Annotated in this window: 17 protein-coding genes; 8 read left to right on the forward strand and 9 right to left on the reverse strand. The window is 69.1% G+C overall.

All coding sequences use genetic code 11. The features are described from left to right. Positions 1 to 89 precede the first annotated feature (89 nt). Positions 90 to 1,274 (forward strand): O-succinylhomoserine sulfhydrylase, encoded by a 1,185-nt coding sequence (metZ, locus tag ACSQ2H_RS18455; protein WP_436062838.1) that lies wholly within the window; start codon positions 90 to 92, stop codon positions 1,272 to 1,274. On the opposite strand, the gene ACSQ2H_RS18460 is transcribed toward metZ, so the two are convergent. The 4 genes from ACSQ2H_RS18460 to ACSQ2H_RS18475 form a co-directional block, all read right to left on the reverse strand. Then, positions 1,249 to 2,337, reverse strand: a complete 1,089-nt coding sequence (locus ACSQ2H_RS18460) for a hypothetical protein (RefSeq protein WP_436062839.1) — start codon at positions 2,335 to 2,337, stop codon at positions 1,249 to 1,251. The genes metZ and ACSQ2H_RS18460 overlap by 26 nt on opposite strands. A 43-nt stretch (positions 2,338 to 2,380) precedes the next feature. After that, entirely contained in the window at positions 2,381 to 3,289 is a 909-nt protein-coding gene (locus ACSQ2H_RS18465) for an Hsp33 family molecular chaperone (protein ID WP_436062840.1), read from the reverse strand. A gap of 66 nt (positions 3,290 to 3,355) precedes the next feature. Further along, a complete protein-coding gene (gene argF / locus ACSQ2H_RS18470) occupies positions 3,356 to 4,291 on the reverse strand; it encodes an ornithine carbamoyltransferase (RefSeq protein WP_436062841.1) in 936 nt (311 codons plus the stop codon). 128 nt (positions 4,292 to 4,419) lie between these two features. Further along, complete coding sequence (locus tag ACSQ2H_RS18475) at positions 4,420 to 5,598, reverse strand: aspartate aminotransferase family protein (protein ID WP_436063586.1); 1,179 nt, start codon at positions 5,596 to 5,598, stop codon at positions 4,420 to 4,422. A gap of 225 nt (positions 5,599 to 5,823) precedes the next feature. Here ACSQ2H_RS18475 and ACSQ2H_RS18480 point away from each other — a divergent pair, with 225 nt between their 5' ends. Beyond that, positions 5,824 to 6,234 carry a YbaY family lipoprotein gene (locus ACSQ2H_RS18480; protein WP_436062842.1) on the forward strand — a complete coding sequence of 137 codons (411 nt, stop codon included), beginning with the start codon at positions 5,824 to 5,826 and terminating at the stop codon, positions 6,232 to 6,234. A 13-nt stretch (positions 6,235 to 6,247) separates the two neighbouring features. On the opposite strand, the gene ACSQ2H_RS18485 is transcribed toward ACSQ2H_RS18480, so the two are convergent. Continuing rightward, complete coding sequence (locus ACSQ2H_RS18485; RefSeq protein WP_436062843.1) at positions 6,248 to 7,069, reverse strand: ABC transporter permease; 822 nt, start codon at positions 7,067 to 7,069, stop codon at positions 6,248 to 6,250. Positions 7,070 to 7,320: 251 nt separating this feature from the next. On the opposite strand from ACSQ2H_RS18485, the gene gcrA reads away from it, so the two are divergent. The 4 genes from gcrA to ACSQ2H_RS18505 all read left to right on the forward strand — a co-directional run bounded on the left by gcrA (position 7,321) and on the right by ACSQ2H_RS18505 (position 10,498). Continuing rightward, positions 7,321 to 7,836 carry a cell cycle sigma 70 cofactor GcrA gene (gene gcrA, locus ACSQ2H_RS18490; protein ID WP_436062844.1) on the forward strand — a complete coding sequence of 172 codons (516 nt, stop codon included), beginning with the start codon at positions 7,321 to 7,323 and terminating at the stop codon, positions 7,834 to 7,836. 97 nt (positions 7,837 to 7,933) lie between these two features. Next, on the forward strand, positions 7,934 to 9,391 hold the full coding sequence (gene xseA / locus ACSQ2H_RS18495) for an exodeoxyribonuclease VII large subunit (RefSeq protein WP_436062845.1): 1,458 nt from the start codon (positions 7,934 to 7,936) through the stop codon (positions 9,389 to 9,391). A 47-nt stretch (positions 9,392 to 9,438) separates the two neighbouring features. Further along, on the forward strand, positions 9,439 to 9,657 hold the full coding sequence (locus ACSQ2H_RS18500; RefSeq protein ID WP_183771867.1) for a DUF2093 domain-containing protein: 219 nt from the start codon (positions 9,439 to 9,441) through the stop codon (positions 9,655 to 9,657). Between the two features lie 94 nt (positions 9,658 to 9,751). Continuing rightward, positions 9,752 to 10,498 carry a M23 family metallopeptidase gene (locus ACSQ2H_RS18505; RefSeq protein WP_436062846.1) on the forward strand — a complete coding sequence of 249 codons (747 nt, stop codon included), beginning with the start codon at positions 9,752 to 9,754 and terminating at the stop codon, positions 10,496 to 10,498. Here ACSQ2H_RS18505 and ACSQ2H_RS18510 read toward each other — a convergent pair. Then, a complete protein-coding gene (locus ACSQ2H_RS18510; RefSeq protein WP_436062847.1) occupies positions 10,495 to 11,409 on the reverse strand; it encodes a lysophospholipid acyltransferase family protein in 915 nt (304 codons plus the stop codon). The genes ACSQ2H_RS18505 and ACSQ2H_RS18510 overlap by 4 nt on opposite strands. Positions 11,410 to 11,535: 126 nt before the next feature. On the opposite strand from ACSQ2H_RS18510, the gene ACSQ2H_RS18515 reads away from it, so the two are divergent. Further along, positions 11,536 to 11,937 carry a helix-turn-helix domain-containing protein gene (locus tag ACSQ2H_RS18515; RefSeq protein WP_183771864.1) on the forward strand — a complete coding sequence of 134 codons (402 nt, stop codon included), beginning with the start codon at positions 11,536 to 11,538 and terminating at the stop codon, positions 11,935 to 11,937. 80 nt (positions 11,938 to 12,017) lie between these two features. Next, positions 12,018 to 12,833, forward strand: a complete 816-nt coding sequence (gene hisN / locus ACSQ2H_RS18520) for a histidinol-phosphatase (RefSeq protein WP_436062848.1) — start codon at positions 12,018 to 12,020, stop codon at positions 12,831 to 12,833. Here hisN and ACSQ2H_RS18525 read toward each other — a convergent pair whose 3' ends face one another. The 3 genes from ACSQ2H_RS18525 to ACSQ2H_RS18535 form a co-directional block, all read right to left on the reverse strand. Then, positions 12,834 to 14,327 carry an alpha/beta fold hydrolase gene (locus ACSQ2H_RS18525; RefSeq protein WP_436062849.1) on the reverse strand — a complete coding sequence of 498 codons (1,494 nt, stop codon included), beginning with the start codon at positions 14,325 to 14,327 and terminating at the stop codon, positions 12,834 to 12,836. Positions 14,328 to 14,329: 2 nt separating this feature from the next. Beyond that, complete coding sequence (locus tag ACSQ2H_RS18530) at positions 14,330 to 14,641, reverse strand: SCP2 sterol-binding domain-containing protein (protein ID WP_436062850.1); 312 nt, start codon at positions 14,639 to 14,641, stop codon at positions 14,330 to 14,332. 101 nt (positions 14,642 to 14,742) lie between these two features. Next, a complete protein-coding gene (locus tag ACSQ2H_RS18535; protein WP_436062851.1) occupies positions 14,743 to 15,186 on the reverse strand; it encodes a DUF3617 domain-containing protein in 444 nt (147 codons plus the stop codon). Positions 15,187 to 15,261 lie beyond the last annotated feature (75 nt).

The raw sequence follows: 15,261 nt of genomic DNA on the forward strand, positions 1-15,261 counted from the left end.
GCCTGGCTGCAAGCTGCGGCAGATTTTCACTGGTGGCGAAGGCCTGGGTCGAGGTTTAGAACCGCCAGCCTAAGCTGAAAGGAACCACCATGGCCGAAGACACGCGCGACTGGGAGCTCGAGACCAAGCTGGTGCGCGGCGGCATGGTACGCACGCCCTACGGCGAGATTTCCGAGGCGCTGTTCCTGACCCAGAGCTTCTCGTACGAGAGCGCCGGCGCCGCCGACAAGCGCTTCTCCGGCGAGGAGCCGGGCTTCATCTACCAGCGCTTCGGCAACCCGACGACGCAGATGTTCGAGGACCGCCTGGCCCTGCTGGAGGGCGCCGAGACCTGCAAGGCGACCGCCTCGGGCATGGCCGCCGTGCACGTGGCCCTGCAAGGCCTGGTGCGGGCCGGCGACCACATCGTGGCCGGCCGCGCGCTGTTCGGCTCCTGCCGCTGGATCCTGTCGGAATGGATGCCGCGCTTCGGCGTCGAGGTGACCTATGTCGACGCCACCGACCTCGACGCCTGGAAGAATGCGGTCCGCCCCACCACCAAGGTGTTCCTAGTCGAAAGCCCTGCCAACCCGCTGCTGGAAGTGACCGCGATCGGCGCCGTCGCCGAGATCGCCCATGCCGCCGGCGCCAAGCTGGTGGTCGATAACGTCTTCGCCACGCCGGTCTTCCAGAAGCCGCTGGCCCTGGGCGCCGACATCGTCGTCTATTCGGCCACCAAGCACATCGACGGCCAGGGCCGGGTGCTGGGCGGCGCGATCCTGGGCGCCGAGCCGCTGATGACCGAGTCCTACAAGGACATCCTGCGCCACACCGGGCCGGCGCTGTCGCCGTTCAACGCCTGGGTGCTGCTCAAGGGCCTGGAAACGCTGGAGCTGCGCGTCACCCGCCAGGCGCAGAACGCGGCGAAGATCGCCGACGTCATCGCCGCGCATTCCAAGGCCAAGACGGTGCTCTACCCCACCCGTCCCGACCACCCGCAGGCGGCGATCATCGCCAACCAGATGACCGGCGGCGGCAATGTCGTGGCCTTCGACCTGGGCAGCCGTGAAGCGGCCTGGCGGTTCCTGGACACGCTCGAGATCGTCGACATCTCCAACAACCTCGGCGACGCCAAGTCGATGGCCACGCACCCCTGCACCACCACGCACCGGTCGATGCCCGAGGCCGAGCGGCTGGAGATCGGCCTGACCGAAGGCTGGGTGCGGATGAGCGTCGGCCTGGAAGGATCGGGCGACCTGAGCCGCGACGTCAGCCGCGCGCTGGACGCGGCCTAAGCTCAAGCCAGTCGAGGATCTCGCCGCTCATCTCCACCGGATAGGTGTGGGCGAGGTCCTCGATCTCCCGATAGACGACATCCGCGCCGGCGCCCTTCAGGGCGTCGACGGCGGCGCGCGCCATGTCGATCGGGAACATCCAGTCGAGCGCGCCGTGCACGACCTGGATCGGCAGCCCGTGCAGACGATCGCTGTCAGCCGCCTGGGCCAGCATCGGATGGAAGGCGGCCGCGACCGGCGCGAGATGCGTAAACGGCGAGTTCGGCTCCAGCCCGCTCACATAGCTGAAGGTGCCGCCATCGCTCATGCCGGTGAGCAGCAGACGGCTGTGGTCCAAATTCCAGCGCGCGCCGATCTCAGCGAGAATGTGCGCCAGGTTGGGGGTGTCGAAGTCGGGGCCTGAGAGTGCCCAGGTCTGGCCGGCGGCGGTGGGCGCGACCACGATCGCCCCGCGGCTGCGGGCGGCCCGCAACCAGCTCCACAGAAAGGCGCGGCCGTTGCCGGAGCCGCCGTGCAGCGCCACCACCAGCGGCCAGGCGCGGTCAGCCGAGTAGTATTCCGGCACATAGAGCGAGAAAGCCCCGCGAGCGCCCGGCTCGCCACCGGCATGCATGACGCCGGTGTGCGGCGCGGGCGTGCGAAAGCGCGCCTGGAGCCCGGCGTCCCCGCGGACGCCGGGCTCCAGGAAGTAGCGGTTCACGGGCGGCAGCAGGCCGGCCAGGGGATAGAGCGCCTCCTGCGCGCGGGGGCCATGGCGCAGGCCACGGAACGCCTGCATCACGTCGCCGGCCGCCACGCCCGCGCGCAGCTCCTCGAAGCCTGACACCACGGCGAGGCCGGCTTCCTCGAGCGGCTCACGGAGCGCGACGACCTGGCCCTGCCAGGCGGCCATGCGCTGAAGGGACTCGCGCAGGGCGTCCTCCGGCGTCCCGACGGCGGTCAGCAGCGCGGGCAGGTCCGGCGGATTCAGCCGCCGTCCGATGAAGGCGAGCGCCTCCAGCGCGCCCAGCAGCGCGCCGGTCAGGGCGGCGAGTTCGTCAAATTCGCGGTCGGCGTCTTGCATGACGCCATAGTCGCGTCGGCGACGACCGGAGACCAGCCCGGTGTTAGGCCAGGCCGGCCGGATCGATCGCATAGACCCGCGAGCAGTACTCGCAAGTGACCCGGATCTGGCCGTCGTCCTCGACCATGTCGGCACGCTCGTCCTCACCGAACGACTTGAGCACCGTCTCTATGCGGTCCTGTGAGCAGCGGCAGAAGGCCTGCAGCGGCTTCGGCTCGAACACCCGCACGCCGTCCTCCTGGAACAGGCGGAATAGCAGAGTTTCGGCCGAGATGGTCGGATCGAGCAGTTCGTCCTCGCCGATGGTCTCGAAGAACGCCTGGGTGCGGACCCAGGCCTCGGTGGTCGAGCCGCGGGCGTCGTCCTCGGCGATGTTCTGGATCAGCATGCCGCCGGCGCGCCATTGCGGGCCCTGACCGACGTCGGCCTGGCCGACCGCCAGGCGCACGCGGGTCGGGGTCTGCTCCGATTGGGCGAAGTACTGTTCGGCGCAGAGCGCCAGGGTCTCGCCCTCGATGGCGGTGACGCCCTGGTAGCGGTCCATGTCGGGACCCTGGTCCACGGTCATGATGAACACGCCGCCGCCCAGCAGGCTCTTGGCGCCGGGACGCACGAAGCCGGTCGTCAGCTTGGCGACCTCTTCCTCGTCGTATCGGCAGTAGCCGCGCAGGGCGCCGCTAGTGTCGTAATCGACCACCACGTAGCGCACCGGGCCGTCGCCCTGGGCCTGGACGATCAGCCGGCCGTCGAACTTCAGGCTGGAGCCGACCAGGGCGGCGAGCGCGCAGGCTTCGCCCAACAGGTTGGCGACCGGCTCGGGATAGGCGTGGCCGGACAGGATTTCGTGCACCGCCGGGCCCAAGCGGACCAGGCGGCCGCGCACGGCTTCGCCTTCGATCTGGAAGGGGGCGACGATGTCGTCGGGGATGGCGTTCATGACGGTGTCGGACATGGTGGCGGCATATAGGGAGGCGCGGCCGAAGTTGCGAGCTTCAGCAGCCGCCTCCCCCTGACGCGGTTAGATCGCCCCGAAGCACCAGGCGAGGATCGACTTCTGGGCGTGGATGCGGTTTTCCGCCTCGTCCCAAATCAGCGACTGCGGACCATCGATGACGTCGTCGGTCACTTCCTCGCCGCGGTGGGCGGGCAGGCAGTGCAGGAAGACGCCGTCCTTGGAAGCCAGAGACATCAGGTCGCCGTCGACCTGATAGGGCTCCAGAGCCTCCATCCGCTCGTCGTGATCGACGTCGCCCATCGAGACCCAGGTGTCGGTGATCACGCAATCGGCGCCGCGCACGGCTTCGCGCGGGTCGTCGGTGGTGAACACCTGGCCCTGCAGGTCGGCCGCGCGGGCCAGGTCCATCAGGTCCGGGTGATAGAGCGCCGGGCTGGCGATGTTCAGCTTGAAGCCCAGCTTTGGCGCGGCGTGGATGAAGCTGGAGCAGACGTTGTTGCCGTCGCCGATCCAGGCCAGGGTCTTACCGGTCACCGGACCGCGATGCTCCTCGAAGGTCATCAGGTCGGCGATGATCTGGCAGGGATGGCCCTTGTCCGACAGGCCGTTGATCACCGGCACGGTAGAGGCGTAGGCCAGCCGCTCGACATCCTCGTGGCTGTTGGCGCGCAGCATGATCGCATCGACCATGCGCGAGAGCACCTTGGCGGTGTCTTCGATGGTCTCGCCGCGGCCGAGTTGCATGTCGTTGGCCGTCGAGATGATGACGTCGCCGCCCAGCTGGCGCATGGCCGCGTCGAACGAGAAGCGGGTGCGGGTGGAGTTCTTCTGGAAGATCATCGCCAGCGTGCGCTCACGGCACGGGGCGTCGCCGTCCACGCGGCCCTGCGGCCAGCCGCGGCGGGCGGCCTTGCGCGCCTTGGCGTCGTCGAGAATGGCGCGCAGGTCGGAAGCTTCGATCTTCCAGAGGTCGACAAAGTGTCTGACGGGTTGGGTCATTTGGGATCCGGATCCTAAATCCGCTCATCCCCGCGAAGGCGGGGACCCAAGCTGCTTTGCCGAACGGCGATGCGCTTGGGAGTCTGCTTGGGTTCCCGCCTTCGCGGGAAAGAGCGGTGGAATGGGGGTCAGGCGGCGGCTTTGGCCTTCGCGCGGGCGGCTTCGCAGGCGCGGTCGAGCTTCTCCACCGCCTCGCGGGCCTCCTCGAGCGTGAGGGTCAGCGGCGGCAGCAGACGCACGCAGTTGTCGCCGCCGCCGGCGATCAGCAGATGCTGGTCGCGCGCGTGCTGCATGAACTCGCGGTTCGGCGTCGCCAGCTTCAGCCCCATCAGCAGGCCCTTGCCGCGGATGTCGAGCACGACGTCCGGATAGCGGTCCTTCAGACCGTTGAACTGCTGGGTGAAGTAGCCGGCCAGTTCGCGGACATGGTCCATGAGCTCGGGCTTGGACAGCTCCTCCATCGAGGCCAGGGCCACGGCCATGGCCAGCGGGTTGCCGCCGTAGGTCGAGCCGTGCGAGCCCACGGTCATGCCGGCGCCGGCCGCCGCCGAGGTGACGCAAGCGCCGACCGGGAAGCCGCCGCCCAGCGCCTTGGCCAGGGCCACGATGTCCGGCTTCACGCCAGCCGCCCATTCCCAGGCGAACAGCTTGCCGGTGCGGCCCAGGCCGCACTGGATCTCGTCGAGGATCAGCAGCGTGCCGGTCTCGTCGCAGAGCTGGCGAAGCGCCTGCAGCTGTTGCTCGCTCAGCGAGCGCGCGCCGCCTTCGCCCTGCACGGGCTCGACGATGATCGCCGCGGTGGTCGGGCCGACCGCCGCCTTCAGCGCATCCATGTCGCCGAACGGCAGTTGGACGAAGCCCGGCATGCGCGGACCGAAGCCTTCGAGATAGGCCGCGTTGCCCGAGGCGTTGACGGCCGCCAGCGTGCGGCCGTGGAACGAGCCGTCGAAGCCGATGATGTCGATCCGCTCGGGCGCGCCGTTGGCCCAGTGATACTTGCGCGCGGTCTTGATCGCGCACTCGATCGCCTCAGCGCCGGAGTTGGTGAAGAACACCTCGTCCAGGCCGGTAGCGTCGGTCAGCACCTTGGCCAGCTTTTCCTGGCCCGGGATCTTGAAGACGTTGGAGACGTGCCAGAGCTTCTCGGCCTGGTCCTTGACCGCGGCGACCAGCTTGGGGTGCGAGTGGCCGAGCGCGTTCACCGCGATGCCGGCCATGCAGTCGAGATAGGCGTCTCCGTCCGTGGTGAACAGGCGCGCGCCCTCGCCTCGTTCGAACGCCAGCGGGGCGCGGTTGTAGACGCCCATGATGTGGTCGCTGGGAACGGTCGCGGCTTGTTGCGCGGTCTTTTCAGTCACGGGGATCGCCCTCCGAAAACGTAAGCGTCCCCGCGGCGACGGCGGCGGGGACTGGAAGGCTTGGCGTTTTCCGCTGGGAACGGCGGTCTGTCAATGACCGCTTCTGTGAAGCTTCATGGACCACCTGCATGCGGGGGTCCATGTTTGGCCACGTTTTGCACCGAGGAGGCCCGGATGAAGACTCTCCAAGCTCTCGTTCCGCTCGTCGCCCTGGCTGTCGCCGGGTGCGCCAGCACCGCCCCCGCCCCGGCCGCCAAAGGTCAGGTCACCGGCTCGGTGCTGTATCGCGAACGGATCATGCTGCCGCCGACCGCGACGGTCACCGTGACCCTGGCCGACACCTCGCTGATGGACGCCCCGGCCAAGGTGATCGACACCCAGGTGCTGACCGGCGGCTCACCGCCCTACAAGTTCGCGCTGACCTACGATCCGGCCACGATCGTCGACAACCACACCTACACGGTGTCGGCGCGCATCGAGGTCGACGGCAAGCTGCGCTTCATCACCGACACCCATACGCCGGTGATCACCCGCGGCGCGCCGCACCACGTCGAGATGATCGCCGTGGGCGTGCCGCAGAACTAAGGCGCCGTCGGCCTCAGGTCTTCAGCTTGTAGCCGGTCTCGAACATCCAGAGGCACAGGCAGGCGAAGGCGATCACGAGGCCGGCGGTCATGCCGACGCCGGCGATCAGCGAGCCCTCGGCGTGGCCGATGAAGCCGTAGCGGAAGCCGTCGATCAGATAGAAGAACGGATTGTAGTGGCTGGCCGTGCGGAACGGCTCGGGCAGTTTGTCGACCAGATAGAAGGTCCCGGACAGGAAGGTCAGGGGCATGATGATGAAGTTGGTGACCACCGCCATATGGTCGAACTTCTCGGCCCACAGCCCGGCCATGATGCCCAGCATCCCCAGGATCAGGGCCGCGCCGATCCCGAAGTAGAGCACCGCCCACACGTGGGTGATCGGCAGGGCGGCGAACGGCAGGATCGCCGCAAAGGTCACCGCCCCGACCACGACGCCGCGGGTCGCCGCGCCGAGCGAGAAGGCCAGCACCTGCTCCAGCGGCGTCAGCGGCGGGGTCATGAAGTCCCCGACCAGGCCGTTGAACTTGGCCTGCAACAGCGACGACGAGGAGTTGGCGAAGGCGTTGTTGAGGACCTGCATCATGATCAGGCCGGGCGCGACGAACACGGCGAACGGCGTGCCATGGATGGGCGGGGCCGCGCCGCGCACCGCAACCACGAACACCATCATATAGAGCAGCGCCGTCACCACCGGCGCGGCCAGGGTCTGCATGCCCACCTTCCAGAAGCGGCGCACCTCTCGGGTATAGAGGGTCCCGAACCCGGCCCAGTTGAACCCGTGATAATTGCGGGGCTGCGGCGGGATGACGGCGTCGGCGGCGGGCATGTCCTTCATGGCCCAGGATGTGCGCCCGCTTGTCGAAGTTCGCAAGCACCCGTCACGGCGCCGCTTTCCACGCGAACCCTGTGGACAGAATCAATATCTAGTTTCTGTGGACGAAGGCGAGGGCGCCTATTGTGGCCGTTAATGGATGGGTTACGATATCTAGTGGTTGATGGCGGTCAGGTTTTCGGACTGCCACAAGATATTGATCCCGGCCACCCGCGGGGGCGGCGCTGGGAGCGTGCAAGCGGGTGGAGCCAGACATGGGTTGGACTGACGAACGCGTCGAGAGTCTGAAGAAACTCTGGCAAGATGGCCTTTCGGCCAGCCAGATCGCGAAACAATTGGGCGGGGTGACCCGCAACGCCGTCATCGGCAAGGTCCATCGCCTGGGCCTGTCGGGACGCGCTGCGCCGTCGAAGCCGGCCCGTCCGGCCTTCAAGGCGCCGCGTCCGGCCCGTCCGGCCGCTGCGGCTCCGGCCGCGCCGCGCCGCATCGCCGAGCCGACCGCGGTCGCCGCGGCCGCGCCGACGCCGACACCGTCGCCGGTGCGCTACGTCGAGGAAGCCCCGGGCACCGCCACGGTGCTGACGCTGGGCGCTCACATGTGCAAGTGGCCGATCGGCGATCCGTCGAGCGACAGCTTCACCTTCTGCGGCCGCCGCCAAGACGACGGCCCCTACTGCATGGAGCACGCCCGCGTCGCCTATCAGCCGGTGCAGACCAAGAAGCGTGGCGGCGCCAACGAACTGGCCCGCTCGCTGCGCCGCTACATCTAGTATCCGGGGGGATGGGTTCCGGGCGCGCCGAGCGGCAGCTTCGCTGTCAGGCGCGCCCGAACTTCTTTTTGACGGCGCAGGCCGCTATCTCTGCCCTATGACCGACGTCGCGACCGACACCGACAGCAACGCCAAGGCCTACTCGGTCTCCGAGCTGGCCTTCGCCTTGAAGCGCACCCTCGAGGACGCCTACGGGTTCGTCCGGCTGCGCGGTGAACTCTCCAAGGTCACCCACCACTCCAACGGCCACGTCTACCTGACCATCAAGGACGAGCGCGCCGCGATCGACGGCGTGGTCTGGAAGGGATCGGTCAAGAACCTCTCCATCCGCCCGCAACAGGGCATGGAGGTCGTGGTCACCGGCAAGATCACCACCTATCCAGCCGGCTCGCGCTACCAGATGGTCATCGAGACCATGGAGGCCGCCGGCGTCGGCGCCCTGCTGGCCCAGCTCGAACGCCTGAAAGCCAAGCTACACGGCGAGGGCCTGTTCGAGGCGTCGCGCAAGCGGCCGCTGCCGACCATGCCGGCCGTCGTCGGGGTCATCACCAGCCCCACCGGCGCGGTGATCCGCGACATCCTGCACCGTATCCGCGACCGCTGGCCGTGCCGGGTGATCGTCTGGCCGGTCGTCGTCCAGGGCGACGCCGCGGCCGGTCAGGTCGCCAACGCCATCGCGCGCTTCAACGCCATGGCCCCGGACGGCCCCGTGCCGCGCCCCGACATCCTGATCGTCGCCCGCGGCGGCGGCTCGGTCGAGGACCTCTGGGCCTTCAACGACGAGGCCCTGGCCCGCGCCGTGGCGGCGGGGACCATCCCGCTGATCTCGGCGGTCGGACACGAGACCGACACCACTCTAATCGACTTCGTCTCAGATCGACGCGCGCCGACCCCGACCGCCGCGGCCGAGATGGCCACGCCGGTCCTGGCCGAGCTGAAGGCCTATATCGGCGACCTCTCGGCGCGCCTGCACCGCTGCGGCGGCCGGACCGTGGAGGACCGGCGCGGCCGCGTCGAACATGCCGGCCGGGCGCTGGCGCGGGTGCCCGACCTGGTCGAAATGGCCGCCCAGCGTTTCAACCTGGCCTCCAGCCGGCTGGGCGCGGGTCTGTCGCGCAATGTCGCCGCGCACCACACCGACCTGGTGCGGGTCTCCTCCCGGCTGTCGCCCGGCCTTCTGCAACGCCCGCAGCAGGTTCACGCCGACCGCCTGGCGCGTCTGGTCCTGCGGCTGAAGCCGGCGATGGCGCGCGGCCTGGACCGCACCGCCGAGCGGCTCTCCAGTCTCTCCAAGCTCTATGCCTCGGTCGACCCCAGCGCCCCCTTGAAGCGCGGCTTCGCCCGCGTGCATCGGGCCGACGGATCGCTGGTGCGCGAAGGCGCTTCGCTGGTCAGCGGCGAGGGCGTGCGGCTGGTCTTCGCCGACCAGAGCCGCGAGGCGACCATCGACGGGACGCCCAGCGCCGTCCCGCCCGCACCCCCGACGCCCGCCGCCAAGCCGGCCCGCGCGCCCAGGCCGCCGACAGCCCCGTCCAACCAGGGCGACCTGTTCTAGCGGCGACGCCCTGTTCTCGCCGCGTCCGGCGCGCTACATAGATTTCCATGAACGCCCACGACCGCGACCTCACCGGCTCCGACATCGCCTCGCTGCACTATGGCGACGGCGAATTCGTCGTGCTCAAGCCGGGACGCTACGTGATCTGCGCCGTCTCGAAGGTGAAGATCCCGGTGGAGGCCCTGCGCTACTGGAACCCAGCCCTCCAGGAAGCCTACGCCACGCCGGTCGAAGCGCTGGCGCGGTGGAAAGAGCTGCATCCCTGACGCGCCGCTGAACCGCCGCACGGCGGTTCTCGGGCTGGCCTCTGCCGCGCTTGCAACGCCCGTCCGGGCCGCCGACTTGGCGCTCAACGGGCGCATGCAGCAAAGCGGCTTTGCGATCGGCCGAACCTCGCCGCGTGCGAAAGTGCTCCTCGACGGCCAGCTGATCACCCGCGCCTCGGATGACGGCTTCTTCTACCTCGGCTTCGACCGCGACGCCGGTCCAAGCGCCCAGGTGCGCATCGACGCGCGCGGGAGCGACGTCGTCCGCGCTCTGCAGATCGACCGGGCCGAGTACGACGTCCAGCGCATCAAGGGCCTGCGCCGGGTCTATCAGGGCCAGGCCAGCCCCGAGCTCGAGGCCCGCATCGCCGAGGAGACCCGGCGCAAGTCGGCCGCCTTCGCCAGCGTCGCCGACCGGGACGACTTCAGGGGCGGCTTCTCCGCGCCATTGCGCGACTTCCGGGTCACCGCCCGCTTCGGCGGTCAGCGGATCATCGACGGGCGGCCGCGTCCACCGCACTACGGCATCGATCTGGCCGCCCCGACCGGCACGCCCGTATCCAGCCCCGCCGGCGGCCTGGTGGTGCTGGCCGATCCCGGCATGCTGTTCGAGGGCGGGCTGGTGATGATCGACCACGGCCAGGGCCTGGTCTCAGCCTACCTGCATCTCAGCAGCGTCGACGTCTCCAGCGGCCAGACCCTGACCCGCGGCCAGCGCATCGGCGCGGTCGGCTCGACCGGCCGCGCGACCGGGCCGCACCTGTGCTGGCGGCTGAAGTGGCGCGGGCGGCACATGAACCCGATGCTGATGGTAGGCGCGCCTGGCCCGGCCGCGGCCTAGCGATTGCGCCGATAGGTTTCCTTCGGCCAGCGCTTGTGGGTCCAGAACCACTCGGCCGGCCGTTCGCGCACCCAGCCTTCGATCATGGCGTTGATCTTGCGCACGCCCGCCTCGATGTCGGCGGTGGTGTTGCCGGTGTGCTCCAGGTGGATCGGGTCGTGCACGACCACCCGGAACCGCGCCTTGCGCTTACGCTGCACCGACATCGGCTGCAGCACGGTGTTGAAGCGCAGCGCCAGGCGCGAGGGCCCGGGCGCGGTGTGGCAGGTCACCCCGAAGAACGGCGCAGCGACCCCGCCGTTGAACTTCTGGTCGTTCATCAGCGCCACGGACTCGCCGCGCCCAAGCGCGGTTAGCAGCTCGCGGGCGCCGTCGCCGCCCTTGGGCGCGAAGTAGCGGACGCCGTAGCGGAAGCGATAGTCGCGCACCCGCTTTTCGACATGCGGGTTATTCATCGCCCGATAGGTGATCTGACACTGCACCGGCGAATTGACGATCGCCGCCGGCATCACCTCGAAGTTGGCGAAGTGCCCCGAAACGAACACCACCGGCTCCTGGTTGGCGGCAATCTCGTCGAAGCGCTGGCCGCCCACGATCTCGACCCTGCCCGGCGCGCCGATGATCCTGTCCATGATCAGCAGCTCGAGGAAGGTGCGGCCGGTATTGTCCCACTGCGCCTTCAGGAGGTCGGCGATCTGCGCGTCCGACGCCTCGGGAAAGGCGATGCGCAGATTGGTCTCAGCCACCTTCTGGGCGCTGGTCAGCGGCCCCACCGCCTTGAAGAACCACGCGCCGAAATCTGACACGAGGTCGACCGGCAACATCCGCGCGAAGGCGATCACCACGTCGAAGGCCAGGGCCTCCAACCGCCATAAAAGATCCTGCGCCACCGGGGGCTTAGCCTGCGTCATGCCCTCTACTAGTCGCGTCGTTCCCTGTCGCGCAACGCGAACAGCGCTCGCTTGGCGCGCGACTTGCGAAAATCCCTGCAGGCCGTCTCGCTTTGGGACGGGCGGCAAGCAGAGGGATTGGGGGCGATGGAGTCCATGGGTAGCAATATCGACGTTCATCTCGGCAAGCGGTTGCGCCGTCGGCGGCGCTTGCTGGGGCTGACGCAACAGCAACTGGCCGGCGCCTGCGGCGTGCGGTTCCAACAAATTCAGAAGTACGAGTGCGGCGCCAACCGCATCTCGGCAGCCCGTCTGTGGCAGCTGTCCGAGGCGCTCGAGGTGCCGGTCGGCTACTTCTACGACGGCCTTTCGGACACCGCGCAGCGCGAACACGCGCTGGGCGAAGGCCCCGGTGAAGCCGGCGGTGAGATGCTGGCCAGCAAGGAGACGCTGGACCTGATCCGCGCCTACTACCAGCTTGGCGAACGCCCGCGTCGCCGTCTGCTCGACCTCGCCAAGTCGCTGAACGGCGAACACGAGGCGGCCTGACGCCCGACTGCTTGCGCCCGACCGAGCGACCCCCGACAGGGGGATATCGCGGAGGCCGGCGGCAGGGTAAAGCGGATGCCATGCCCGCCCTTGCCGCCGGCCGTCTGGCCGAACTCGACGACTTTCTTCTCGAACTCAACGCCGCCGCGGCGCGCGTGACCCTGCCCTACTTCCGGTCCGACCACGGGCTGGAGGACAAGGGCGGCGCGCGCGGGTTCGATCCCGTGACCGCCGCCGACAAGGGCGCGGAAGCGGCGATCCGCGAACTGATCGCGGCCCGCTTTCCCGACCATGGCGTAATCGGCGAGGAATACGGCGAGGACCGCCCCGACGCCGAGTTTGTCTGGGTGCTGGACCCCGTCGACGGCACCCGCGCGTTCATCGCCGGCCTGCCGCTCTGGACGACGCTGATCGGCCTGCGCCACCAGGGCCGCCCGGTCCTGGGCTCCATCGGCCAGCCCTATCTGGACGAAGTCTTCATCGGCCACGCGGGCGGATCGCGCCTCGTCGCCAACGGCCAGGTCACGCCCTTGAAGGTCCGCCCCTGTCCCAAGCTGACCGACGCGATCATCGCCACCACCGATCCTGAAGGCTGCTTCGACGGCGCCGAGCTGGGCGCCTGGACCCAGGTGCGCGCCGCCGCACGACTGGCCCGACTAGGCTGCGACGCCTATGCCTACGCCATGGTCGCCATGGGCAAGATGGACATGGTGATCGAGGCTGGCCTCAAGTCGTGGGACATCGAATCCGCCATCCCGCTGATCGAGGGCGCCGGCGGTCTGGTCACCAATTGGCGCGGGCAGCCGGTGGGGCCGAACGGCGGCCAGATCGCCATCGCCGGCGACCGGGCCTGCCTGGACGAGGCCCTGGTCGCCCTCAAGCGATCGGCGAAATAGCTACTTCTTCGCCGGAGCCTTCTTGGCGGCGGCCGGCTTGGCAGCCGCCTTCGGTTTCGCTGCGGCCTTAGGGGCCGCCGCAGCCTTGGGGGCGGCCTTCGCGGCCGGCGCCTTCACGGCGGGCTTGGCGGCGGCTTTCGGAGCCGCGGCGGGCTTGGGCGCGGTGGTCTTGGCCGCAGCCTTCGGAGCCGCTGCTTTCGCCGTCGTCTTCGGAGCCGGCGCGGCCTTCGGCGCAGCAGCCTTCGCGGCAGGCTTGGCCGCCGTCTTCACCGCAGGTTTGGCGGCCGGCGCAGCCTTGGGCTTCGCAGGCGGCTTGGCGGCAGGCTTGGCTTCGGCCTTGGGCTTCGGCGCAGCCTTAGGCTTGGCGGCGGACTTCGGCGCGGCCGGCTTCACCTCGGCGACCGGGGCGACCGGCGCAGGCTCCGGGGCCTTGGGCGCAGGCTCTGGCTTGACCTCGGCGGCCGGCGCCGGAGCCGGTGCGGGAGCGGGAGCCGGAGCAGCGGCGGCCAGTGGCGCGGGCTCCGCCGGCTTGGGCGCCGCCGCAGGCGCCGGCGCCGGGGCCGAGCGGCCCAGCAGGGCGTCCAGCGCACGCAGGAAGATGTTCCGCATAGTGTCCGTCTCCATCAGGATTTCGTGGAACGCGCCGGCTACGCTGACGAACTCGCCCGCAGGCAGGTTCCTCGCAGCCACGCGCTGGGCGGTGTTGTCGACGAGTCTGTCCTGTTCGGCAGAGACGATGACGACCGGAATCGTGACGCTTTTCAAGTTCTCGGGCCGCGACAGATAGGCCGTGGCCTTGAGCGCGAAGTCGATCCATCCCCAGGTCGGCCCGCCGAGGTCGAGCTTCGGCTCGGCGCGCACCTGGGCCTTGGCCCGCTCGTAGCGCGCGCGGTCGTGCGTCAGGATGTTGGTCTCGAAGGTCTCGGCCGGCCCGGCTGGCCGCGCGAAGCCCCCGCCCCGCCCCAGCAGCACGTTGAGGCCGGCCATCAGCCGCGCCGCCGCCGGCGGCGTCTTGCCGAGTTGCAGCCCCAGCATCGGCGCGCAGAGAACCGCGCCCTGAAAATGCGCGGCCTCGCCCTTGGCCAGGGCCAGCAGGGTCAGGCATCCGCCCATCGAATGACCGATGGCGAACCACGGCTTGGGGAGCCGGGTCTCATAGGCCGCCAGCAGCGCGCGATAGTCGGCCAGGAAGGCGTCGTAGCCGCGCGCATGGCCGGCCAGGCGGTCGGGCAGTTCGCGATCCGACAACCCCTGGCCGCGCCAGTCGTGAGCCAGAACGACATAGCCGCGGGCGGTGAGGTCCTCGATGACCTCGAAATACTTCTCGATCGGCTCGGTGCGGCCGCCGCTGAGCACGATGGAGCCGCGGACAGCGCCGCGGGCGGGAAACAGCGCCGCCCGGAGCCGGGCCTTGCCCGCACCCTCGAACCAGGCCGCTTCGGCGCCGGCCGGAACCGGCGCGCTTGGAATGGAGATCAAAGGCGCCGGCGACATGCTCATCCCAGTTTGGCGAACAACGCCTGCATTTGCGGCTGCAGCGACATGGCCAGGCCCATGTCCGAAACCTTGAGCCGGCCGGTGATCACCGCGGTCATGGGGTTGAGCTCGCCCGCCCCCAGAGCCTTGAGGTCCTTGCGGCTGATCGAAACCGTCAGGTCCGCCGGCCTGTCCTCGTTGGTCACCGAGGCGCCGTCGATATGGATGAAGCCTTCGCCGCGCAGGTCGACCTTGAAGGTCTTGCCCAGGCCGGAGCCCTCGCCCACGGCGGCGGCCACGCGCTGGGTCAGTTCTTCTAGGGTCGTCGTCATACACACCGTCTCACATGGTCGTGAGCGGCAGCTTCGCCTCAAGCGCGAGCCAAGTAAACGGCTCAGCCAGGGTTTGAGCGGGGATTTCGTCTGGGGCTTGGTTAAGAGGCGGGCGCCGCAGCGGGGCAGGTCTCGCTGAGGCGCTTTGCGATGGTGGTGGCGTTGGCGCTGAGCGGCACTCCGGCGTAGGTGGTGCTGATCTTGGCATTCATGGTGAAGGTGGTCGGCGAATAGGTTCCGGTCGCCTCCAGCGCCGCCTGGCTGCCGTTCTTGGTGGCGCAATTGCCCTTCAGGCGGATCTTGCCGTCCTTGAACACCCGGGTCGGGTAATCGCACTTGTAGTGGCGGTTCGACGGCCCCATCACGAACTTCGAGACTTCGGACGGCGTGATGCAGCGCTTCTCGGTCTTGGTCTGGCTGATGATCGCCGACACCTTGTTCGTCACCTCCCAATATCCGGGCAGGATCGTCTGTTCCTGCGCCACGGCGGGAGCAGCCAGCAGCAGGCTGGCGGGGATCAGAGCGAGGAGGACGTTTCGGAGCATGTCTGGCCTTTAGCGCATCGAGTTCGCGTCAAGCTAGCAGCTTGCAGGTGACCACATGCTGACAGAACTGGGCGC

Origin of the sequence: Phenylobacterium sp. LjRoot97, from assembly GCF_964254345.1 — a bacterium.
Taxonomy (GTDB): domain Bacteria; phylum Pseudomonadota; class Alphaproteobacteria; order Caulobacterales; family Caulobacteraceae; genus Phenylobacterium.

What these genes read in the sequence shown, in the direction of transcription:
- ACSQ2H_RS18530 (WP_436062850.1), bottom strand. Translation starts at nt 14,641, where the DNA reads ATGACGACGACCCTAGAAGAACTGACCCAGCGCGTGGCCGCCGCCGTG.
- ACSQ2H_RS18475 (WP_436063586.1), bottom strand. Translation starts at nt 5,598, where the DNA reads ATGGGCGTCTACAACCGCGCCCCGCTGGCGTTCGAACGAGGCGAGGGC.
- ACSQ2H_RS18505 (WP_436062846.1), top strand. Translation starts at nt 9,752, where the DNA reads ATGCAGCAAAGCGGCTTTGCGATCGGCCGAACCTCGCCGCGTGCGAAA.
- gcrA (WP_436062844.1), top strand. Translation starts at nt 7,321, where the DNA reads ATGGGTTGGACTGACGAACGCGTCGAGAGTCTGAAGAAACTCTGGCAA.
- ACSQ2H_RS18525 (WP_436062849.1), bottom strand. Translation starts at nt 14,327, where the DNA reads ATGTCGCCGGCGCCTTTGATCTCCATTCCAAGCGCGCCGGTTCCGGCC.
- metZ (WP_436062838.1), top strand. Translation starts at nt 90, where the DNA reads ATGGCCGAAGACACGCGCGACTGGGAGCTCGAGACCAAGCTGGTGCGC.
- ACSQ2H_RS18515 (WP_183771864.1), top strand. Translation starts at nt 11,536, where the DNA reads ATGGAGTCCATGGGTAGCAATATCGACGTTCATCTCGGCAAGCGGTTG.
- ACSQ2H_RS18485 (WP_436062843.1), bottom strand. Translation starts at nt 7,069, where the DNA reads ATGAAGGACATGCCCGCCGCCGACGCCGTCATCCCGCCGCAGCCCCGC.
- ACSQ2H_RS18465 (WP_436062840.1), bottom strand. Translation starts at nt 3,289, where the DNA reads ATGTCCGACACCGTCATGAACGCCATCCCCGACGACATCGTCGCCCCC.
- ACSQ2H_RS18535 (WP_436062851.1), bottom strand. Translation starts at nt 15,186, where the DNA reads ATGCTCCGAAACGTCCTCCTCGCTCTGATCCCCGCCAGCCTGCTGCTG.
- argF (WP_436062841.1), bottom strand. Translation starts at nt 4,291, where the DNA reads ATGACCCAACCCGTCAGACACTTTGTCGACCTCTGGAAGATCGAAGCT.
- ACSQ2H_RS18480 (WP_436062842.1), top strand. Translation starts at nt 5,824, where the DNA reads ATGAAGACTCTCCAAGCTCTCGTTCCGCTCGTCGCCCTGGCTGTCGCC.
- ACSQ2H_RS18500 (WP_183771867.1), top strand. Translation starts at nt 9,439, where the DNA reads ATGAACGCCCACGACCGCGACCTCACCGGCTCCGACATCGCCTCGCTG.
- hisN (WP_436062848.1), top strand. Translation starts at nt 12,018, where the DNA reads ATGCCCGCCCTTGCCGCCGGCCGTCTGGCCGAACTCGACGACTTTCTT.
- ACSQ2H_RS18460 (WP_436062839.1), bottom strand. Translation starts at nt 2,337, where the DNA reads ATGCAAGACGCCGACCGCGAATTTGACGAACTCGCCGCCCTGACCGGC.
- ACSQ2H_RS18510 (WP_436062847.1), bottom strand. Translation starts at nt 11,409, where the DNA reads ATGACGCAGGCTAAGCCCCCGGTGGCGCAGGATCTTTTATGGCGGTTG.
- xseA (WP_436062845.1), top strand. Translation starts at nt 7,934, where the DNA reads ATGACCGACGTCGCGACCGACACCGACAGCAACGCCAAGGCCTACTCG.